Genomic DNA, 19,020 nt, shown 5'->3' with positions numbered 1-19,020 from the left:
GCGGCGGGGTGCTTTTCGCGACCCGCCACGTGCTACCTTCGACACGACGCATTCTCCGCCATCCACTCGACGAGATCATTGAATTCGATCCCGCAGAAGAGCGCCTGTTCTGGCGCCAGTGAAGTGGGAGTCATGCCCGGTTGGGTGTTAATTTCGAGTAACCATAGAGGCGGATTCGCTGATTCGTCGTAACGGAAATCGGTGCGTGTCAAGCCCCGGCAACCCAGCACCGCGTGTGCCTGCAAAGCCAATTCGCGCGCAAGCTCCGCAATCTCCGGCGAAACATCCGCAGGTAAAATATGAGTCGAACCACCGGCGGCGTATTTTGCCTCGTAATCATAAAAGGTCGTGTTGGGGATAATCTCGGTCACGGCGAGCGCGCGATCCTCCATCACGGCGACCGTCAGTTCGCGGCCGGGGATATAGCGCTCGATCAAAACCTCATCGCCCAGCGCCCAGGCCTCGGAGCCCAGCTCGGCCGGCGGCCGGTTGGCGCCCTCGAGCACGATATGCACCCCGACCGAGGAGCCTTGCGCATTCGGTTTGGCGACATAGGGCGGGCTCATGGCGTGGGTCTTGGCGGCCTCGAACCGGTTGACGATCACCCCTTCCGGACAGGGAATGCCCGAAGCGCGCAGCACGGCCTTGGCCTTTTGCTTGTCCATCGCCAGCGCCGAGGCGAGCACGCCGGAATGGGTGTAGGGCTTGCCGAAATGTTCGAGCACGCCCTGGACCATGCCATCCTCACCCCATTCGCCGTGCAGGGCGTTGAAAACGATGTCAGGATTGGCATCCTTGAGCTGCTGCGCCAGCTCGCGGCTGGCATCGATCTCGACGACGTCATAGCCCTTCTCCCGCAGCGCCTTGGCACAGGCGCGGCCGGAGACCAGCGACACATCACGTTCCGGCGACAGCCCGCCGAGCAGAACGGCTACACGTTTGGTCATTTGGATTCCCCTTTGCCCCGCACCCCGATGCGTTTGACTTCCCAGCGCAAATCGACGCCGGACTTCTGTTTGACGCGCGCGCGAACTTCTTCGCCGAGATCTTCCAGATCGGCGGCTGTGGCGCTGCCGTCATTGATCAGGAAATTGCAATGCTGCTCGGAAAAATGCGCCCCGCCGACGCGCAGGCCGCGGCCGCCGGCCTGGTCGATCAATTGCCAGGTCTTGCGCGCATCGGGCGTGCCCGGCGCATCGGGATTGGCAAAGGTCGAGCCGGAGGTTTTCTCGCGGATCGGCTGGGTGCGTTCGCGCCGCGCGGTGATGGTGTTCATGCGTTCGAGGATCGCGGCCGGCGCGTCGGCCGTGCCCTGCAACACCGCCTCGACAAAGATCCAGTCCGCCGGCGCACCGCTATGGCGATAGGCATAGGCGAGTTCATCCGGCTTCGCGATGATGCGCCGCCCGGCGCGGTCCAGCGCCACGACCTCGACCACAACATCCCGGGTCTCCTGCTCATAGCAGCCGGCATTCATCCGCAGCGCGCCGCCAATCGTGCCCGGCACGCCAACGAGATATTCCATCCCGGCGATCCCGGCCTTCGCCGCTGCCCTGGCGACCATCTTGTCGAGCGCACCTGCCCCGGCCCGCAGCCGGTTGTCGCCGAGCGCTTCGGTCTTCGCGAAAGCGCCCGTCAGGCGGATCACCACGCCCGGCACGCCGCCATCACGCACCAGCGTATTGGAGCCGGCACCAAGTACATGCACGGGGATATCGTCCGGCGTCTCGGCGAGAAATCGCGCCAGATCGGATTCATCCGCCGGCAGGTAAAGCACTTCCGCCGGGCCGCCGACGCGCAGCCAGGTCACATCGGCGAGCGGTGCAGCCTCGATATATTTGCCGCGGACCGGAGGCAGGCGCTCGATCAGGCTCAACCCAGCGCCTCCAGCTCTGACGGCAGGGCATAGGCCCATTGCGTGATATCGCCGGCGCCAAGGCAGACGACGACATCGCCGGCGGCGGCGCGGCGGGCGACTTCAGCGGCGACAGTCTCCCGCTCGACCGGATTGGCATCGCGATGACCGTGGGCGCGCAGGCTCTCGACGAGATGATCGCGGTCAATGCCCTCGATCGGGTCTTCGCCGGCGGTATAGACATCGGCGACGAGGACGCTGTCGGCATCGTTGAAACAGGTCGAGAAATCGTCGAACAGATCGTGCAGACGCGAATAGCGGTGTGGCTGCATCACGGCGATGACCTTGCCGGACGAGGCCTGGCGCGCGGCTTTCAGCACGGCGGTGATCTCGACGGGGTGGTGGCCATAATCATCGATGATGCTGGCGCCCTTCCACTCCCCGGTCTTGGTGAAGCGGCGTTTGACGCCGCCGAACTCGGCCAGCGCCGTCTTGCCGGCCGCCTCGGTGAGACCGAGCTCGCGTGCCGTCGCCAGGGCGGCGAGCGAGTTGAGCACATTGTGCTCGCCCATCATCGGTAGGAAGACATCGCTCCAGCGTTCTTGCGCCTGGCCGCGCAGGCGGAAGCAGACATCGAAGGTCGCGCCGCTGGCGTCGGAGCGCAGATTCTCCAGCCGCACATCGGCCTGGGGATTGAGGCCATAGGTGATGACGCGGCGGTCCTGGACGCGGCTGGCGAGGCTCTGCACTTCGGGATGATCGGTGCACAACACGGCGAAGCCGTAAAACGGCAGGTTCTCGACGAATTGGTAGAAGGCCTCGCGCAGCGTGTCGAAATCGCCGTAATGCTCGAGATGTTCCGGATCGATATTGGTGACGATGGCGACGGTGCCGCGCAGCTTGAGGAAGGAGCCGTCGGACTCATCCGCCTCGACCGCCATCCAGTCGCCCAGACCAACCTTCGCATTCGAACCATAGGCGGAAATAATGCCGCCATTGATCACCGTTGGATCGACACCCGCCGCATCCATCAGCACCGAGACCAGCGAGGTCGTGGTCGTCTTGCCATGGGTGCCGCCGACGGCGACCGCGAACTTCAGCCGCATCAGCTCGGCCAGCATTTCGGCGCGGCGCACGACCGGGATCTTGGCGGCACGGGCCGCGACCAGCTCGGGATTGTTTGGCTTGATGGCCGAGGACACCACGATCGCACCGGCGCCGGCGACATTCTCGCCGGCATGGCCGATCGCCACCTTGGCACCGAGCTCGCGCAGGCGTTCGACATTGGGATTGGCCTTGATGTCGGAGCCCTGCACCGCATAGCCCAGATTGAGCATCACCTCGGCGATACCGCTCATGCCAATGCCGCCAATGCCGACGAAATGGACCGGGCCGACCGGGAAAGGCAAAGCGGCAAATTTCATGTCAGTGCTCCTCGAACCAGGCCTTCAACGGCCTTGGCCAGTGCTTGTGCGGCGTCGGGGCGACCCAGCGAGCGCGCGGCAGCGGCGCGCTCGGCCAGATCCACCGGATCAGACAGGCGTGATTGCAAAAGCCCGGCCAGACGCTCGGCGGTAAATTCGGCTTCCGGCAGCGTGTCGGCGGCGAGCGCCGCGACCAGGCCTTCGACATTGGCGCTCTGGTGATCATCAGCCGCGATGGCCAGCGGGCAGAAGATCGCCGGACGTCCGACACCGGCAATCTCCGACACGGTCGAGGCACCGGCGCGGCCAATCACCAGATGCGCGGCGGCATAGAGCGCGCCGACATCCTCGAAGAAGGGCTCGCAGCGGGCGTTCACGCCACAGGACTGGTAAATCTCTCGCGCCATAGCCAGCGAGTCTTCCCGGGTTTGTTGGACCACATCAAGGCGGGAACGAAGCGATTCCGGGAGTTTTGCGATCGCCGCCGGCACGGTCTCCGACAACAGACGCGCCCCGAGACTGCCGCCGAGGATGAGCAGAGTGATGCGCCCGTCCGGGGTGATCGGCGTGTACCCGGCGGCGCGGGCATCGAGGATGGGCTGGCGCAGCGGATTGCCGGTCAGCAGATGATGCTTGCGGCCCTGGGCCGAGAGCCGGTCGAGCCGTTCAAAGCCGGAGGCGACAAAGCCCGCCCGTCCCGCGAAGACACGGTTGACGCGGCCCAAGACCGCGTTCTGCTCGTGAATGGCATAGGGAATATTCATCGTCTGCGCCGCCGCCAGGGCGGGAAAGGCCGGATAGCCGCCGAAACCGGCGACGACATCGGGCTTCCAGCGCTTGATGATGGCGCGCGTCTCGCTCAGCCCCTTGGCCAGCTCGATACCGGCCCGGGCCAGTTTGACCGGGTTTTTGGTCGACGGGCTGGCGGCATGGATCTCGTCAATCGCCACGGCAGGAAAACCGTTGGTGTGTTTGAGCCCGCGCGCATCGGTCACCAGACGGATCTGCCAGCCGCGCGCGATCAGCGCCTCGGCGGCGGCGCGAGCGGGAAACATGTGGCCACCGGTTCCGCCCGCGGCAATCAGGCAACGACGCGGCGTCATGCGGAATATTGCATCGAATAGGCACCGGGACGGCGGCGCGTGAAGGCCAGCATCAGACCGGCCGCAAAGGTCAGGGCGAGCATGGACGACCCTCCATTGGAAACGAATGGCAATGTCATGCCCTTCGGCGGGATCAGGTTCAAGTTCACAGAGATGTTGATCAGCGCCTGCAGCCCGAATTGCAGCGCCAGGCCGGCCACCGCCAGCTGCGCGAAATGGTCATTGAGCCGCATCGCCTGGTTCCAGGCCCGGGTCACCAGGATCGCGAACAGGCCGATGATCGACAGCGAAGCCAGCAGGCCGAACTCCTCGGTCGCAACCGAGAAAATGAAATCGGTATTGGCGTCCGGCAGGAGATGTTTCACCTCGCCCTCGCCCGGCCCGACCCCGGTCAGGCCGCCACGCGAGATCGCCTCGATGGCGCGGTCGATCTGGTAGGTCTCATTGTCTTCCGGATTGATGAAGCTCTGCACCCGCGCCGCCACGTGCGGCAGGGTGAGATAGGCCAGTCCTGAACCGGTCACCGCCAGCCCGCCGAGCACGGAGACCCAGAGCCAGGACAGGCCGGAGGCGAAGAAGACGCCGCCGAAACACAAGGTCAACAGCACCGATTGCCCGAAATCCGGCTGCGCCATCAACAGGCCGACGGCCGCGAGATAAAGGCCAAAGGCGATCAGCCGCCCCGGGATCGGTGCGCCGCGCTTTTCCTCGGCAAACAGCCAGGCGACGGTGACGAGCAGGGCCGGTTTGAGAAACTCCGAGGGCTGCAGCGAGAAAGAGCCAAAGCGCAGCCAGCGCGTCGCGCCCTTGACCTCATAGCCGACCAGCAGGGTCGCAAGCATCAGCACAAAGGCCCCGACCAGCACCAGGGCCGCCAGCCGCCGGGCGCCCTTCGGGTTCAGGCTCGAGATCGCCAGCATGGCGACCACGCCGATCAGCGAGAAGATCACCTGCCGGTAGAGAAAGTGGAAAGGGTCGTCGAGGCCCAGCCGCGCCGCTGCCGCCGGGCTCGACGCCATCGACAGCACAATGCCGGTGGTGATCAGCGCCAGGATGACAAACAGCAGCGTGCGGTCAATGCCGCGCCACCAGGAGGCCACCGCCCGTGGCAGCCAGACGATCATGCGCCCGTCTCCGCGTCAGCGACCGGCGCTTCAAGCCCGGAAACCAGGGCACGGAAGGCATCACCCCGCGCCTCGAAATTGGCGAACTGGTCAAATGAAGCCGCAGCCGGCGACAGCAGCACCACGGCGCCCGGACGGCCATCGGCGATCGCGTCGCGGCAGGCAGCGGCCGTCGCCGTCGCCAGATCGCCGCAACGCTCGCAGGCCAGCTTGCCATCGAGTTCACGAGCGAACCGCGCCTCGGCCTCGCCGATCAGATAGGCCTTGGCGATCCGCGGGAAGAAGGGCTTTAGCGGCTCCAGCCCGCCCGCCTTGGGGCGGCCACCGGCGATCCAGTAGATCGGGTCGTAACAGGCCAGCGCCTGCATCGCCGCCTCGGCATTGGTGGCCTTGCTGTCATTGATGAAGCGCACGCCGGAGATCTCACCGACCTGTTCCTGGCGATGCGCCAGACCGCCAAAGCCGGCGATCGCATCGGCGGCGACGCGGGCACCGATGCCGAGCATGCGCACCGTCGCCAGCGCGGCGGCGATATTCTGGGCGTTGTGGCGGCCGGGCAAGGCGCGGGCACGATCGAGCTGCATCACCGATTGCGGCGCGACACCGAGCGCCTCATAGACCTGGTTGCCCAGCGCATAGACGCCATGCGGCACCACGCGCCCGGCGGAAATCGGCAGCAATTGCGCGTCCGGGCGCTGCATGCGCAGCCGCGAGTAGAAATCACTGGTCTCGGCATCATCGACGCCGATGACGGCGACGCCAGTCTCGCCCTGCATCGCGAACAGGCGCTGCTTGGCGGCGAAATAGCCGGCGAAATCGCCATGGCGGTCGATATGGTCCGGGCTGATATTGAGCAGGATGGCGATATCGCACTGCAGGCTCTGCGTCAGATCGATCTGGTAGGAGGACAGCTCCAGCACGAAATACGAGCCCGGACGCGGCGGATCCTGCGCCAGCACCGCATCGCCGATATTGCCGGCCACCGTCACATTGCGCCCCGCCTCGCGCAGGATATGGCCGATCAGGGCCGTCGTGGTCGATTTGCCATTGGTGCCGGTGATGCCGATGATTTTCGGGCGGCGCTTGGCCGGCATGGCCGCGATTTCCAGCGCGAACAATTCGATATCGCCGATCACCGGTGCGCCGACGGCGTGGGCCAGTTCGACCATGCGGTGTGGCTTGGGATGGGTCAGCGGCACGCCCGGCGACAGCACCAGGGCGGCGATATCGCCCCAGTCGCGTCGGTTGAGATCGTCGAGCACGAAGCCCTGCGCCTCGGCGCTCGCGCGCGAGGCTTCGGAATCATCCCAGGCCGAGACTTCGGCGCCGCCGGCCAGCAGGGCACGGATGGTCGCCAGGCCGGTGCGGCCCAGCCCGAAGACGGCGACACGGCGACCCTTGAAAGCGTGGACCGGGATCATCGCCTATCTCAGCTTGAGGGTGGCAAGACCGACCAGCGCCAGGATCACCGCGATGATCCAGAAACGGATCACGATGGTCGGCTCGGCCCAGCCCTTTTTCTCGTAATGGTGATGGATCGGTGCCATGCGGAAGACACGCTTGCCGGTCAGTTTGAAACTGGCGACCTGGACCATGACCGAGACCATTTCCAGCACGAACAGCCCGCCGACAATCGCCAGCACGATCTCGTGCTTGACCGCGACGGCGATGACGCCGAGGGCTCCGCCGAGCGACAGCGAACCGGTATCCCCCATGAAGATCATGGCCGGCGGGGCATTCCACCACAAAAAGCCGAGACCGGCGCCCAGCAAGGCGCCGCAGAAGACGAGGATCTCGCCGGTTCCCGGCGTGTAGAGCACCTGCAGATATTCGGCAAAATCGACCCGGCCGACGACATAGGCAATGACGCCAAAGGTCGCCGCCGCGATCATCACCGGCACGATCGCCAGTCCGTCGAGCCCGTCAGTCATGTTGACTGCATTGCCTGATCCGACAATGACCAGACAGCCGAACACCAGAAACAACGGGCCGAGATTGAACAGGAAATCCTTGAAGAAGGGGAAGGTGATCGAGGTCGTCACGGCGGCATCCATGCCATTGGCGGTCGCCGTCGCTGTTGCCCACCAGACCGCGATCAGCGCGATGATGAATTCGCCGAGGAGTTTGAGCTTGCTGCCGAGCCCGTCCGTCGTCTGCTTGGTGACTTTCTGATAATCGTCGATGAAGCCGATAATGCCGAAACCGGCGGTGACGAAGATCACGATCCAGACATAGGCATTGCTCAGATCGGCCCAGAGCAGCGTGCCGACCATCACCCCGAGCAGGATCAGGAAACCGCCCATGGTCGGGGTGCCGGCCTTCTCGATCACATGACGCTCGATCCCTTCCGAGCGGATCGGTTGCCCCCGCCCCTGCTTGCGCCGCAACCAGCCGATCATCGGCTGACCGAACACAAAGGCGATCAGCATCGCCGTCATCAGCGCGCCGCCGGAGCGGAAGGTGATGTAGCGAAACAGGTTGGCGATCTGGATATCGTCCGCCATCGGCGCAAACAGCAAGTACAGCATGGGCGGCTCAGACCTCCGTCTTCGTGAATGCAGAACCGTCGGCCAGAACGGCGGCAATTTTGTGAAGGCCGGAGCCATTCGATCCCTTGATCAGCACGACATCACCGGGACGGATGGCCGACGCCACCATGTCCCGGCCCTCGTCGGCGCTGGGCGCATAGCCCGCCTGCAGCCGATCCGGCAAGGCCTCGTGCAGCGCGCGCATCATCGGTCCACAGGCAAACACCGCGTCGACGCCCGCCTCGCCCAGCGGCACGGCCAGGGCGCGATGCAGCTCCGCCGAGCGCGGGCCGAGCTCGAGCATGTCACCGAGCACAGCGATGCGGCGACCGCCCGGCCCCGGTTCGGCGGCGCCCAGCGAGGCAATCGCCGCCGCCATCGAGACCGGATTGGCGTTGTAGGCGTCATCGAGCAGGGTGAACTCACCGCCCTGTGGCAGCGCAACCGTCACGGCACGGCCACGGCCGGGTTCGGCATCGACGGCGCCGAGCGTTTCGGCGACCTGGCGCGGATCGAGGCCACAGGCGGCGCCGGCGGCAAACACCGCGCCGGCATTCCAGGCCCAGTGTTCGCCGGTCGCGGCAAGGTGGAAGGGGACGCGCACGCCCATGACATTGACGACGCCGTCGCTGCCGCCCAGCCCGGTCTCGAAGCTTTCCATCCGGATCGCGGCGGTGGCACTGCGTCCGAAATCGAGCATGAAGGCGGCGCTGGAATGGCGCGCCCGCGCGGCGAGACGCGCGGCCAGCGGATCGTCCGCGGGATAGATGGCAACGCCGTCCGGCTCGAGACCGTCATAGATCTCGGCCTTGGCATCGGCGATCGCCTCGATGGTGCCGAGATGCTCCAGATGCGCCGGCGCGATACGAGTGATCAGGGCGATCTGCGGCCGTACCAGTGCCGAGAGGTCATGGATTTCGCCGGCATGGTTCATGCCGAGCTCGAACACGGCGCGCTCGGTCGCCGTCGGCATCCGCGCCAGGGTCAGCGGTACGCCCCAGTGATTATTGTAGGATTTGACACTCCAGTGCGCCGGCCCCGCCGCGCGCAGCACGGCAGCAAGTGCTTCCTTGACGCTGGTCTTGCCGACACTGCCGGTAACCGCGATGCGGATCGCGCCCGAGCGGTCCCGCGCCGCCGCGCCGAGTGCGCGCAAGGCGACCAGCGTATCCTTGACCTTCAGCGCCGGGCCGGGACAGCGTGATGCGTCGGAGACGAGGCAGGCCGCAGCGCCGCGCGCCATGGCATCGACAACAAAATCATGCCCGTCGCGCACATCCTTGAGCGCAACAAACAGATCGCCCGGCACGATGGTGCGGGTATCGATCGACAGCCCGCCACAGCTCCAGCCGGGATCACCGACCAGCATGCCGCCGGTTGCTGCCATTGCCTGGCCAGCCGTCCACAGGGGTTCAGACATGCTCGCCCTCCTGTCGCAGATAGGCCTTGCGCGCGATGAGCGCTTTGCGGCCCTCCTCGCGGTCATCGAAGGGATGGACGATGCCGCCCACGGTCTGGCCGGTCTCATGCCCCTTGCCCGCCAGCAACAGGCAATCGCCCGGCTGCAGCATCGCCACGCCGCGCGCGATGGCGGCAGCCCGGTCGGCAATCTCCTCGGCCCCGGGACAACCCTCCAGGATCGCCGACCGGATCAGGGCCGCATCTTCGGAGCGAGGATTATCGTCGGTGACAATGACATGGTCGGCCTGGCTGGCGGCGATGGCACCCATTTTGGCGCGCTTGCTGGCATCGCGATCACCGCCGCAGCCAAACACCAGGATGATGCGGCCGCGCGTGTGCGGACGTGCCGAGCGCAGCAATTTGTCGAGCCCGTCGGGCGTGTGCGCGTAATCGACCAGGACCGGCGCCTCGGCCTCGGTCTCGCCAACCTTTTCCAGCCGACCGGGCACACCGCCCAGCCGGGCCAGCGTCGTGAGCACGGTCTTGAGTTCGATGCCCTCGGTCAGGGCAATCGCCGCGGCGCCAAGCGCATTGAGGATCTGGAATTCGCCAACCAGCGGCACCTCGACCTGGTGCTCGATGCCCTGCCAGGCAAAGACGACATCCTGGCTCGCCGGCCGCGGCGTGATCTCGCGGATCTGCAAATCCGCGCCACGCCAGCCGATCGTCGTCAGCGTCAGGCCGCGCCCCCGCGCCAGCTCGGCCATGCGCTCGCCCCACTCGGAATCGACATTGATCACCGCGCCGGCGCCATCGGGCAGGCGCTCGGTGAACAGCCGGGCCTTGGACGCGAAATAGTCGTCGAAATCGGGGTGATAATCGAGATGATCCTGGGTCAGATTGGTGAAGGCGCCGATCGCGAGCCGCACCCCGTCCATCCGCCTTTGCTTGAGACCATGGCTCGAGGCCTCCATTGCCAGATGCGTGACGCCATCGGCGGCCAGCGCATCGAGCGCGTGGTGCAGGGCGACGGCGTCGGGCGTGGTGTAGCCGGTGGTTTCCAGGCTTTTGCCGCGGGCAACGCCGAGCGTGCCGAGGCTGGCGCCCTCAATCCCGGCCGCCGTCCAGATCTGGCGCAGGAATTCGACGGTCGAGCTTTTGCCATTGGTGCCGGTGATCGCCACGACATGGCCGGGCTGGCGCGGATAGAAGCGCGCCGCCAGCGCCGCCAGCGCCGCCGCCGCGTCGTCGACCAGGATAACCGGCACGGCGCAATCAGCGATCGGCTGGTCGGACAGGATGGCGACGGCGCCGCGCTCAACTGCCTGCGCCGCAAAGGCGCTGCCATGCAGTTTCACGCCCGGCAGGGCGGCGAACAGAAAGCCGGGCTTCACCGCCCGGCTGTCCAGCGTCAGGCCCGAAACCTCGATCCGGCCGGCTTCGGGTGTGAGGGTCGACGGGTCGAGCAGCGCAGACAGGATCACGGGATAGCCTCCGGCATCAGCGCGGCACGCACCAGCGCTGCGCGCTCATTATGATCGGCATTGGAACGCTCGACACCAAGGATGGGCGCAATGCGCGAGACGATCTGGCCGACGGCGGGCGCGGCCGTCCAGCCACCGGTCGAATAGCCATGGGTGGATTCATTGCCCTGCGGCTCGTCGAGCAGAACCAGAATGGCATATTGCGGGTCGTTATAGGGGAAGACGGCCGAGAAGGAGGAGATCAGACGATTGCGGTCATAGCCGCCGCGCGACGGTTTTTCCGCCGTGCCGGTCTTGCCGGCGACGAGATAGCCAGGCGCCTCGGCGCGGCCGCCAGTGCCGTCGGTGACATTCTCGCGCATCAGCGCCAGCACGTCATGGGCCGCCTGCGATTCCATCACCCGCTCGCCGACAATGGTCTCGTCGGCCGCCACGGGCTGCAGGGTCGGCGGAACATAGACGCCGTCATTGGCGATGGCGGCGAAGGCGGCAATCGTCGCGATCGGGCTGACAGCCAGACCATGCCCGTAGGAAATGGTTGCGGTCTCGGTCGGGCCCCAATTGCGCGGCAGCAGCGGGTCGGCGCTTTCGGCCAGTTCGATCGGCGCGCGCTCGAGCAGGCGCATGCGCCCGAGAAACTCCCTCTGCCCCTCGGCGCCGACTTCCAGCGCAATGCGCGAGGAGCCGATATTGGAGGAGTGAATGAAGATCTCCGACATCGTCAGCCAGCGCCGCTCGCCGTGATAGTCATGAATGGTATGGCCACCGATCTGCAGCGGCTGGGTGGCGTCATAGCCGGATTCCAGCGTCGCCGTGCCGCCCTCGAGCGCCATCGCGACGGTGAAGGCCTTGAAGGTCGAGCCCATTTCATAGACCGACTGGGCCGAGCGATTGAGACGCTCATTGCCCGACGCATCATTGGGCCGGTTGGGATCATAGTCCGGCAGTGACACCATGCCGACAATCTCGCCGGTGCGCACATTCATCACAATGCCCGAGGCGGCGAGCGCATTGAACTCATCCATCGTCGTGCGCAGGACTTCGTCGAGATGGAATTGCACGCCCATATCGATCGACAGCGCCACCGGACGCCCATCGCTGGAGGACAGGGCCGCATCAAAGGAGCGCTCGGCACCGGCCAGCCCGTGCAGGTCGCGATCGGTATAGCCGACGATGTGCGAAGCCAGGCGGCCACGCGGATAGACGCGGCGCGGCTCGAGGCGGAAATCCAGCCCCGGCAGGCCCAGGGAGAAAACGGCCTGACGCTGGCGCGGTGTCAGATTGCGCCGGATCCAGACGAAGCGCCGGTGCGAGGACAGATCACGGGTGACCGCCTCGACATCGATATCGGGCAACACGGTGGCGAGCGCCTCGGCGGTCTCGGCCGCGTCCCACACCAGCGAGGGATCGGCAAACAGGGAATGGGTCTGCAATGTCGTCGCCAGCACCTGGCCGGTGCGGTCAAACAGGTCGCCGCGCACCATTTCCGCGCGCACCGGCCGCGTCGCCGTTGCATGGGCCGGGCTGGTCACCGCCAGCTCGATGGCCCGCATGCCGAGCACGCCGAAGCTGAGCGCCAGGGCAAGCCCGACGATCTTCAAGCGGCCGCGCGCCGCATCCAGCGCCCTGATTTCCGTGCTTTCAATGCGCAGCAGGCGCGACATGTCGGCCGGCGCCGCCTCGGCCATGGGTGGCGGCCCGACGCTGCGGGACTCGGCTGAAACTTGACGGCGAAACGGCCACCAGCGCATCAGTTTGGCCCCCCAACCTCACGCGGCTCGGCCAGCGCCAATGCCTGGTCGCCCTGATTGACCAGCAGCCCCTCGCGGCGCGGCTGCTCGAGCTCGACGCCCGGCTCGGCCAGCAGGGGCAGATCGCCCAGCGCCACTTCACGGCTGGTATCCAGCGGTTCAAATCCGAGATAGCGGCGTGCCAGCAGGCGCAGCCGCTCGGGGTCTTCCAGATGCGCGATCTCGACATTGAGGACATTGATCTGGCGCCGCTCCTCGACCAGTTGCGACTGGATATCCTCCAGACGCTCCTGCGAGTTCTTGGCTTCGGTCTTGGCCACATACAGCGCGCCGGCGAGGGCGACCGCGACGACGAGGGCAATGGCGTTGAACGTGCGGATCATAACGCTGCCTCCAGACGTGCAAGCGACACAACTTTATCCGAGACCGCCGGATCGGCTGACCAGGCCGGGGCTTCGGTACGAATGGCAACGCGCAGCTTGGCCGAGCGAGACCGTGGATTGGCGGCAATTTCCGCCGCGCTGGCGGCGAGCGCCTTGCGGTGCAACAGGGAAAAACTCGGAGCAATCGCCGGACCGGTCTCTGCTGCAGGCAGGTGGCGCGAGCCGCCGCCCCCCGCCTGGCCCGAGCGGGCCCGCAGGAAGTCCTTCACCATGCGGTCCTCCAGTGAATGGAAAGTAACCACAACCAGGCGCCCGCGCGGTGCGAGGATCTGCTCGGCAGCCTCAAGCGCGCGGGCCAGCTCGCCCAGCTCGTCATTGACGTAAATGCGCAGCGCCTGGAAGACCTTGGTGGCGGGATGAATCTTTGAATGTTTTCCGCCCGTTGCCCGCGTCACAATCGCCGCGAGCCGGTCCGTGGTCTCGATCGGCGCCTCGGCGCGGGCCTCGACGATCTGTTTGGCGATGCGGCGCGAGCGGCGCTCATCGCCGTAAACATAAAATATGTCTGCCAGCTCCTGCTCGCCGAGCAGGTTGACCGCATCGGCGGCACTGGCGCCGGAACGCGCCATGCGCATGTCGAGCGGGCCGGCCCGCATGAAGGAAAAGCCGCGTTCGGCCTGGTCGATCTGCATCGAGGAGACGCCGATATCGAGCACGATACCGTCAACGCTCTCGCCGCCATTGGCGCGGATCACCTCGGCCATGTGCGAAAACGGCGCCTGCACGAAGACAAAACGCCCGCCCGAAGCCTGCCCCAGCTGTTCAGCCGCGGGGATGACGGACGGGTCGCGATCAATCCCGATCAGGCGGCAATCGGCGGCCGACAATATGGCGCGCGAATAGCCGCCGGCGCCGAATGTGCCATCGATATAGAGTGCGCCATCGCGCGGTTCGAGCGCACGCACGACTTCATCGAGCATCACGGGAAGATGGCTCATGCGCTGCCTCCCGGACGCGGGACAAGGCGCAGGGAGCGCTTGTTCTCGCGGGCGAAGCTGCGCGCGGCGGCCTGGTGCTCGGCATAGACATCCGGCGACCACAGCTCGAAGCGCGAACCGAGACCGACAAAGGTCGCCTTCCCGGTCAGCCCGGCATGATCGATCAATTCCTTCGGCAGGGTGACGCGGCCGGTGGCATCGAAGGTCAGCGGACGGGCGGCGCCGAAAATGGCGCGCTCGAAGGCGATGCGCGCCTCGTCATAGGGATCCATGTCCTCGATCAGGCGCTGATAGCTGTCGAGCAGGGCCTGGCCGCCACCTTCCAGATAGGGACCGTCGAACGAGGGCCAGACGATGATGCCGTCGAACGGTCCACCGCGCACCACCGCACGGAAATCGGCTGGCACCGATACCCGTCCCTTGGCGTCAACGCCATTAATGGTGGTGGATAAAAACACGCGCGAATTGCTCCCCGGCCATACCGATCCGTCCCCGTATGGTTAACCATGGGATAACATGGGTTCAGATGGGAAACAACGCCGAAAGCATCGATTTCTATGGATTGAAGCGCCTTTTGAAGTAATCAAATATGGCTGAACTGAGAACAACAAGGGAACATTAAGTTAATATCCACAGGGCTGTTAAGGATTGAATGGGGGGAAATGGGATCAGGTGGCCTGTAAGCCGGGTTCTGTGTCGCTCTTTCCAAAATGGAAAAAGCGCGACGACCATTCATCTGCGACATGCCTTGCGACATGCCTGGTGCGACCTACCCGGATGGCATGCGGAGACGCATGTGTGGCCAAGGCCACGGCCCATCCCTATTCGGTCTTGCTCCAGGTGGGGCTTGCCTAGCCCCCTTCCTTGCGGTCGGGGCGGTGCGCTCTTACCGCACCGTTTCACCCTTACCGGACGCGCACGTCCGGCGGTCTTTCTCTGCTGCGCTTTCCCTGGGGTCACCCCCGCCGGGAATTACCCGGCACCTTGTCTCCGTGGAGCCCGGACTTTCCTCGACATCGCCGTTTCCAGCCTGATGCCGCGGCCGCCCAGCCACCTGATCGGGAGGATATGTGGTTGAAGTGCGGGGGGCGGTCAAGCGGCGGGGGATGCGGGGGTGGGGGCGAGCGCCGCGTTTCCCAGAATGGTTATAGTTCGAGCAAGTGTCTATGAGGACAGCCAGGTCGAAATGATTTCATTCAAGCGATACGCCAGAAAAATTAGGGACAGGCTCCGGACCAAGCGTTTTACGTGCCGTCGGGCTGCCAGTTCTTCTGGCGTGCTTCGCGCCATCTTCGGTTCCGTGGACCTCGGTTGGGAATGCAGCCGCGGTCACGTTCAGGTCTTCGTAGGCAGGGAGCGAGATTATTGGATCGCTCGAGTGGACATTGATGACGGGGATCAAATCGACTTGATCGAGAAACTTGGGATCGCCATTGAAGACGGCAATGATCGCAGAAGAGTCGACGAGGCGGGCTTGGACGCTATTCTCGCTTGGATGCTAGCTGAACTATGAGGCAGAACCAGTCCTGAAAGCCATGTCTTCCACCCACAAATCACCAAACCTTGTCATCCCTGACGGATGCCCGGACGCGAAGCGATCCGGGCGGAGATCAGGGACCCAGACGCCCGGCGGTTGGGCGCTTGTATGACCGGTCAGATGACGTTTTCCCCCGAGCCTGAACGAACCAACCTTGGTGGCTCTGGGTCCCTGATCTGCGCCCCGCATTCGCGGGGCATCCGTCAGGGATGACAAGGGTTTGGTTTTTTGGGGAAAAGTCCCTTCACCCTCATACAGCTCCGTCAACACCCGCAGATCACCCCCCGGCCCCACTCAGCCGATGATCCGCGCACGGGCCGCCTCAAAGCCAGCGATCAAGTCACCCTGCTCATCGCCCAGCCCCTGCAGGCAATACGGGTTGAGAAACTGGCGCCCCGCCAGGAGCCGGCGATCAACCGGGCTCAGCTCGGCCTCCTCGCAGACCTTGCGCCAATTCCGCGAGATCGCCGCGAGCTGAGCCTCTATCAGGTTGACGGCCTCGGCTTCACTCAGATGAAAGTCCGCCGCCGCGCTCAGACAGGCCGCGATCGTGCTGGCGCGGGCCGCGCCCTTGATCAGCATGGCCTGCGACGCCTCGCCGCCGGCCCGGTTTTGCGGGCAGATGTCATAGGCCGGCGTCAGGCTGAGCCACTCGCCATCCCAGAAGGCGGCGTGGTTTCGCGCGTGATCATCGGTATTGCCGCACAATATGTTGAAACAAATGCGGCCATAGAGCTCGCGCAATGTGGCTTTGGGCCCGGTAAAGCGGTGGCGAATGATCTCGGCCAGATCCTCATAGGAGGCGTAGCGCGCCATCATCTCGTCCAGACCGAGCAGGGTCAGCGCCGACACCAAGGAATGGCGGGCCCAGCCCGCCTGCATGGGCGTGCGATCAAAGCGCTCGATCAGCAGGACATCCTTGCCGGCTGCCCCGGTCAGGGAGACCGCAGCGGCGTTGAGTCCGCACGCGGCCGCCAGCTTCATGGCGATGAATTCCGCCTTCACGACACTGTACGTGTCGGCGCTCGAAGCGAATTTGGCGATGAGTTTGCGGTCAACGCCATCGACAAGCGCCTTGGGGCGCGCGCCGCCGATCGAGGTGCCATGGTTCAGCGCCCGATCCAGTGCCGGGGTGAGGGGCAGACCCTTTTCGACCTGCTCCGAGGCGGTGAGGAGTGTATCCAGCGGCGCGTTTTCCGACAGGCGCGGCACGTATTCCGTTGCGGATGCCTGGAAATCGAGCGCACCGATCCGGTCCGACCCGGATTGCAGCAGGAAGGTGAGCTCGCCGATGTCGGGCGGGCTGGCGGGATCCGCGTTCGCGCCGGCGAGGCGATTGATAATCACCCGCCGGCCCCAGGCATCGGGCGATCCGTCCCGGATGCAATTGGGCATCGACAGCCCCGGCATGGGAGCGATCGGGCCGCGCCGAAGCTCAAGTTCGGGGTCATAAATCGGGATCGCATTGGCGCGCGCCAGATAGCTGGCGCCATAGGTAAAGACCAGGCTGCCATCCTGCTGCGTCAGCCGCCCGGCGACGACGGGTTCGACGGCCCCCGGCAACCAGATCCAGACATAGGCCTCGCGCGCCTCCGCCCTAGAAGGCATCATCGACCTCCCGCCTGGAGGGCCGGACACTCTTGGGCAGCAAGGTGAGTTTTTCGTCGAGGCGGGCAGTCTGTGCCTGCAGCGCCCCCTCATCATAATCGAACAGGCGCACGCCAACCAGGCAGGCCAGCTCGAAAACAATGCCAACCTCGGCGCCCGGAGCGCCCTTTTCGATATTATAGAGCGTCGTGCGGCTGATGCCGGCGCGATCAGCCAGCTCCTGTGCCGTCAGGCCGCGCTCCGATCGGCCAGTACGGATCAGCTTGCCAAGCAGGGCGAGCCCCTGGCGGGTAATCCTCGAATAGCTTCTCTTGCGTGGCGAAACCATTTCTCCCGTTCATTTAATTGAACGCAAAACCGCGTTGTGTGCGAAATTTTGCACATCATGAAACGAGGCAGAGATTTTGTCAAGGAACTGTCCATTTTTCTGAACGCAAAGCACATTAACGTTCAGAACTTTGAACAAATCTTTGATCCGGAGCCAGCGCAATTGCTAGGCTAACACCCCCTCACCCCCAAACCGCCTCATACAACCGCGCCAGCTCATCCGGCGTCGGCACGCGCGGATTATTGCCCGGAGAGCCCGAGGCCAGTGCCTGCTCGACCATCACCGGGATCATCCCGAAATAGCGGGCGCGGTCGATGCCGAAGCCGGAGAGCGTCGGCACTTCCAGAGCCGTGACAACCCGGTTGAGCCCGGTCATCAGCTTGGCATGGGCAGCCCCCACATCATCGCCGGCGTCGGCAAAACCGATCGCGCGCGCGCAAGCGGCATAGCGTTCCGGCGCAGCAGCCAGTGAGAACTCCGTCACGGCCGCCAGCAGCATCGCATTGGACAGCCCGTGCGGCACATGGAAATGCGCGCCGATCGGGCGGCTCATGCCGTGGACCAGGGCGACGGAGGCACCGGAAAAGGCGATGCCGGCCAGGGTCGCGCCGAGCATCACGGCCTCGCGGGCGGTGCGGTTTTGCGGCTCGCTGTAGACGGTTTCCAGATTGGGGCCGATCAGGCGCATCGCGGCCAGCGCCTGCTGGTCGCAGAAGGGATTGGCCTTGCGGCTGACATGGGCCTCGATGGCGTGGGTCAGCGCGTCCAGGCCGGTATCGGCGGTGGTGCGCGGCGGCAGGCCGAGGGTGAGCTCATAGTCGATGATGGCCGCAGCGGCGACCAGGCCCGGCCCCATGCACAGGAGTTTTTCGTCATTGGCCGCCTCGGTGATGACCGCGACGCGGGTGACTTCCGAGCCGGTGCCCGCCGTCGTCGGGATCGCGATCACCGGCAGGCCGACCGGCGCCACCACGGCCGGCACGGCGATCTCGCGGATGGTCTTGCCGCTCGCCGCCAGTACCGCCATCACCTTGGCGGTATCGATCACGCTGCCGCCGCCCAGCGCGATCACCGCATCGAAGGGCCCCCGCGGCGATCCGGCAAGCAAGGCCTGCACACCCGCCATGACGCAGGCATCGGAGGGTTCCGGCTCGGTGCCGTCAAACAGGGCTTGGGGAATGCCGGCCGCATCGAGCAAGACGGTGAGCTGGCCGACCAGGCCGATCCGCGCCAGCACCGTGTCGCTGACAATCAGCGGATTGGCGCAGCCCAGCCGCGCCAGGGTCGGCGCGATCTCGCCGAGCGCGCCGGCGCCGATCTGCAATATGGACGGGATGGCGATATTGGCGGACATGGCGGCAGGCTCCCAAACGTCAACGCCCGACGCTTGCCGGGCTTTCCCGCCAGCACGGCGGACAACCCGTGCGGCAGACAAAAAGGGGCGCCGCCGCGGTCCTGCTGCGGCAGGATCAAGCGGTGAGCGCCCCCATGCTTCA

At 65.5% G+C, this 19,020-nt stretch carries 16 protein-coding genes and 1 other RNA gene; all 17 read right to left on the bottom strand.

Annotated elements, in window-relative coordinates:
- Positions 1-32: 32 nt before the first annotated feature.
- The 17 genes from ACN0YL_RS09485 to ACN0YL_RS09405 all read right to left on the bottom strand — a co-directional run bounded on the left by ACN0YL_RS09485 (position 33) and on the right by ACN0YL_RS09405 (position 18,878).
- Positions 33-947: a D-alanine--D-alanine ligase gene (locus ACN0YL_RS09485; RefSeq protein WP_417497815.1), complete on the bottom strand. Its 915-nt coding sequence runs from the start codon at positions 945-947 to the stop codon at positions 33-35.
- Positions 944-1,915 (bottom strand): UDP-N-acetylmuramate dehydrogenase, encoded by a 972-nt coding sequence (gene murB, locus ACN0YL_RS09480; RefSeq protein ID WP_417497814.1) that lies wholly within the window; start codon positions 1,913-1,915, stop codon positions 944-946. Before murB ends, ACN0YL_RS09485 begins: the two co-directional genes overlap by 4 nt.
- On the bottom strand, positions 1,873-3,279 hold the full coding sequence (gene murC / locus ACN0YL_RS09475; protein WP_417497813.1) for a UDP-N-acetylmuramate--L-alanine ligase: 1,407 nt from the start codon (positions 3,277-3,279) through the stop codon (positions 1,873-1,875). Before murC ends, murB begins: the two co-directional genes overlap by 43 nt.
- On the bottom strand, positions 3,276-4,382 hold the full coding sequence (gene murG, locus ACN0YL_RS09470; protein WP_417491220.1) for an undecaprenyldiphospho-muramoylpentapeptide beta-N-acetylglucosaminyltransferase: 1,107 nt from the start codon (positions 4,380-4,382) through the stop codon (positions 3,276-3,278). Before murG ends, murC begins: the two co-directional genes overlap by 4 nt.
- The gene (gene ftsW / locus ACN0YL_RS09465; RefSeq protein ID WP_417469836.1) at positions 4,379-5,506 is read right to left on the bottom strand and encodes a putative lipid II flippase FtsW; all 1,128 of its coding nucleotides are present in this window, start codon (positions 5,504-5,506) and stop codon (positions 4,379-4,381) included. The genes murG and ftsW overlap by 4 nt, the downstream gene beginning before the upstream one ends.
- On the bottom strand, positions 5,503-6,927 hold the full coding sequence (murD, locus tag ACN0YL_RS09460; protein WP_417497812.1) for a UDP-N-acetylmuramoyl-L-alanine--D-glutamate ligase: 1,425 nt from the start codon (positions 6,925-6,927) through the stop codon (positions 5,503-5,505). The genes ftsW and murD overlap by 4 nt, the downstream gene beginning before the upstream one ends.
- 3 nt (positions 6,928-6,930) lie before the next feature.
- Positions 6,931-8,034 carry a phospho-N-acetylmuramoyl-pentapeptide-transferase gene (mraY, locus tag ACN0YL_RS09455; protein ID WP_417469832.1) on the bottom strand — a complete coding sequence of 368 codons (1,104 nt, stop codon included), beginning with the start codon at positions 8,032-8,034 and terminating at the stop codon, positions 6,931-6,933.
- 7 nt (positions 8,035-8,041) lie between these two features.
- Positions 8,042-9,454, bottom strand: coding sequence for a UDP-N-acetylmuramoyl-tripeptide--D-alanyl-D-alanine ligase (locus tag ACN0YL_RS09450; RefSeq protein ID WP_417497811.1), 1,413 nt, complete (start codon positions 9,452-9,454; stop codon positions 8,042-8,044).
- Positions 9,447-10,919, bottom strand: a complete 1,473-nt coding sequence (locus tag ACN0YL_RS09445; protein WP_417497810.1) for a UDP-N-acetylmuramoyl-L-alanyl-D-glutamate--2,6-diaminopimelate ligase — start codon at positions 10,917-10,919, stop codon at positions 9,447-9,449. The genes ACN0YL_RS09450 and ACN0YL_RS09445 overlap by 8 nt, the downstream gene beginning before the upstream one ends.
- The gene (locus ACN0YL_RS09440; protein ID WP_417491214.1) at positions 10,916-12,607 is read right to left on the bottom strand and encodes a peptidoglycan D,D-transpeptidase FtsI family protein; all 1,692 of its coding nucleotides are present in this window, start codon (positions 12,605-12,607) and stop codon (positions 10,916-10,918) included. The genes ACN0YL_RS09445 and ACN0YL_RS09440 overlap by 4 nt, the downstream gene beginning before the upstream one ends.
- Before the next feature lie 62 nt (positions 12,608-12,669).
- Positions 12,670-13,053, bottom strand: coding sequence for a cell division protein FtsL (gene ftsL / locus ACN0YL_RS09435; protein ID WP_417491213.1), 384 nt, complete (start codon positions 13,051-13,053; stop codon positions 12,670-12,672).
- The gene (gene rsmH, locus ACN0YL_RS09430) at positions 13,050-14,051 is read right to left on the bottom strand and encodes a 16S rRNA (cytosine(1402)-N(4))-methyltransferase RsmH (RefSeq protein ID WP_417497809.1); all 1,002 of its coding nucleotides are present in this window, start codon (positions 14,049-14,051) and stop codon (positions 13,050-13,052) included. Before rsmH ends, ftsL begins: the two co-directional genes overlap by 4 nt.
- A complete protein-coding gene (locus ACN0YL_RS09425; RefSeq protein WP_417497808.1) occupies positions 14,048-14,509 on the bottom strand; it encodes a division/cell wall cluster transcriptional repressor MraZ in 462 nt (153 codons plus the stop codon). Before ACN0YL_RS09425 ends, rsmH begins: the two co-directional genes overlap by 4 nt.
- Positions 14,510-14,715: 206 nt before the next feature.
- Positions 14,716-15,109, bottom strand: an RNA gene (gene rnpB / locus ACN0YL_RS09420) — RNase P RNA component class A.
- Between the two features lie 773 nt (positions 15,110-15,882).
- Positions 15,883-17,196, bottom strand: coding sequence for a type II toxin-antitoxin system HipA family toxin (locus ACN0YL_RS09415; RefSeq protein ID WP_417497950.1), 1,314 nt, complete (start codon positions 17,194-17,196; stop codon positions 15,883-15,885).
- Complete coding sequence (locus ACN0YL_RS09410) at positions 17,186-17,524, bottom strand: helix-turn-helix transcriptional regulator (RefSeq protein WP_417497807.1); 339 nt, start codon at positions 17,522-17,524, stop codon at positions 17,186-17,188. The genes ACN0YL_RS09415 and ACN0YL_RS09410 overlap by 11 nt, the downstream gene beginning before the upstream one ends.
- Positions 17,525-17,705: 181 nt before the next feature.
- Positions 17,706-18,878 carry an iron-containing alcohol dehydrogenase gene (locus ACN0YL_RS09405; protein ID WP_417497806.1) on the bottom strand — a complete coding sequence of 391 codons (1,173 nt, stop codon included), beginning with the start codon at positions 18,876-18,878 and terminating at the stop codon, positions 17,706-17,708.
- Positions 18,879-19,020 lie beyond the last annotated feature (142 nt).

The organism is Maricaulis sp., from assembly GCF_048269565.1.
Taxonomy (GTDB): domain Bacteria; phylum Pseudomonadota; class Alphaproteobacteria; order Caulobacterales; family Maricaulaceae; genus Maricaulis.
Note: the sequence above shows the minus strand (reverse complement) of the source record. Positions and strands in the feature narration are given on the sequence as shown.

Coding starts and splice junctions, on each gene's coding strand:
- ACN0YL_RS09485 (WP_417497815.1), bottom strand. CDS start 947: ATGACCAAACGTGTAGCCGTTCTGCTCGGCGGGCTGTCGCCGGAACGT.
- murB (WP_417497814.1), bottom strand. CDS start 1,915: ATGGGCCTATGCCCTGCCGTCAGAGCTGGAGGCGCTGGGTTGAGCCTG.
- murC (WP_417497813.1), bottom strand. CDS start 3,279: ATGAAATTTGCCGCTTTGCCTTTCCCGGTCGGCCCGGTCCATTTCGTC.
- murG (WP_417491220.1), bottom strand. CDS start 4,382: ATGACGCCGCGTCGTTGCCTGATTGCCGCGGGCGGAACCGGTGGCCAC.
- ftsW (WP_417469836.1), bottom strand. CDS start 5,506: ATGATCGTCTGGCTGCCACGGGCGGTGGCCTCCTGGTGGCGCGGCATT.
- murD (WP_417497812.1), bottom strand. CDS start 6,927: ATGATCCCGGTCCACGCTTTCAAGGGTCGCCGTGTCGCCGTCTTCGGG.
- mraY (WP_417469832.1), bottom strand. CDS start 8,034: ATGCTGTACTTGCTGTTTGCGCCGATGGCGGACGATATCCAGATCGCC.
- ACN0YL_RS09450 (WP_417497811.1), bottom strand. CDS start 9,454: ATGTCTGAACCCCTGTGGACGGCTGGCCAGGCAATGGCAGCAACCGGC.
- ACN0YL_RS09440 (WP_417491214.1), bottom strand. CDS start 12,607: ATGGCCGAGGCGGCGCCGGCCGACATGTCGCGCCTGCTGCGCATTGAA.
- ftsL (WP_417491213.1), bottom strand. CDS start 13,053: ATGATCCGCACGTTCAACGCCATTGCCCTCGTCGTCGCGGTCGCCCTC.
- rsmH (WP_417497809.1), bottom strand. CDS start 14,051: ATGAGCCATCTTCCCGTGATGCTCGATGAAGTCGTGCGTGCGCTCGAA.
- ACN0YL_RS09415 (WP_417497950.1), bottom strand. CDS start 17,196: ATGCCTTCTAGGGCGGAGGCGCGCGAGGCCTATGTCTGGATCTGGTTG.
- ACN0YL_RS09410 (WP_417497807.1), bottom strand. CDS start 17,524: ATGGTTTCGCCACGCAAGAGAAGCTATTCGAGGATTACCCGCCAGGGG.
- ACN0YL_RS09405 (WP_417497806.1), bottom strand. CDS start 18,878: ATGTCCGCCAATATCGCCATCCCGTCCATATTGCAGATCGGCGCCGGC.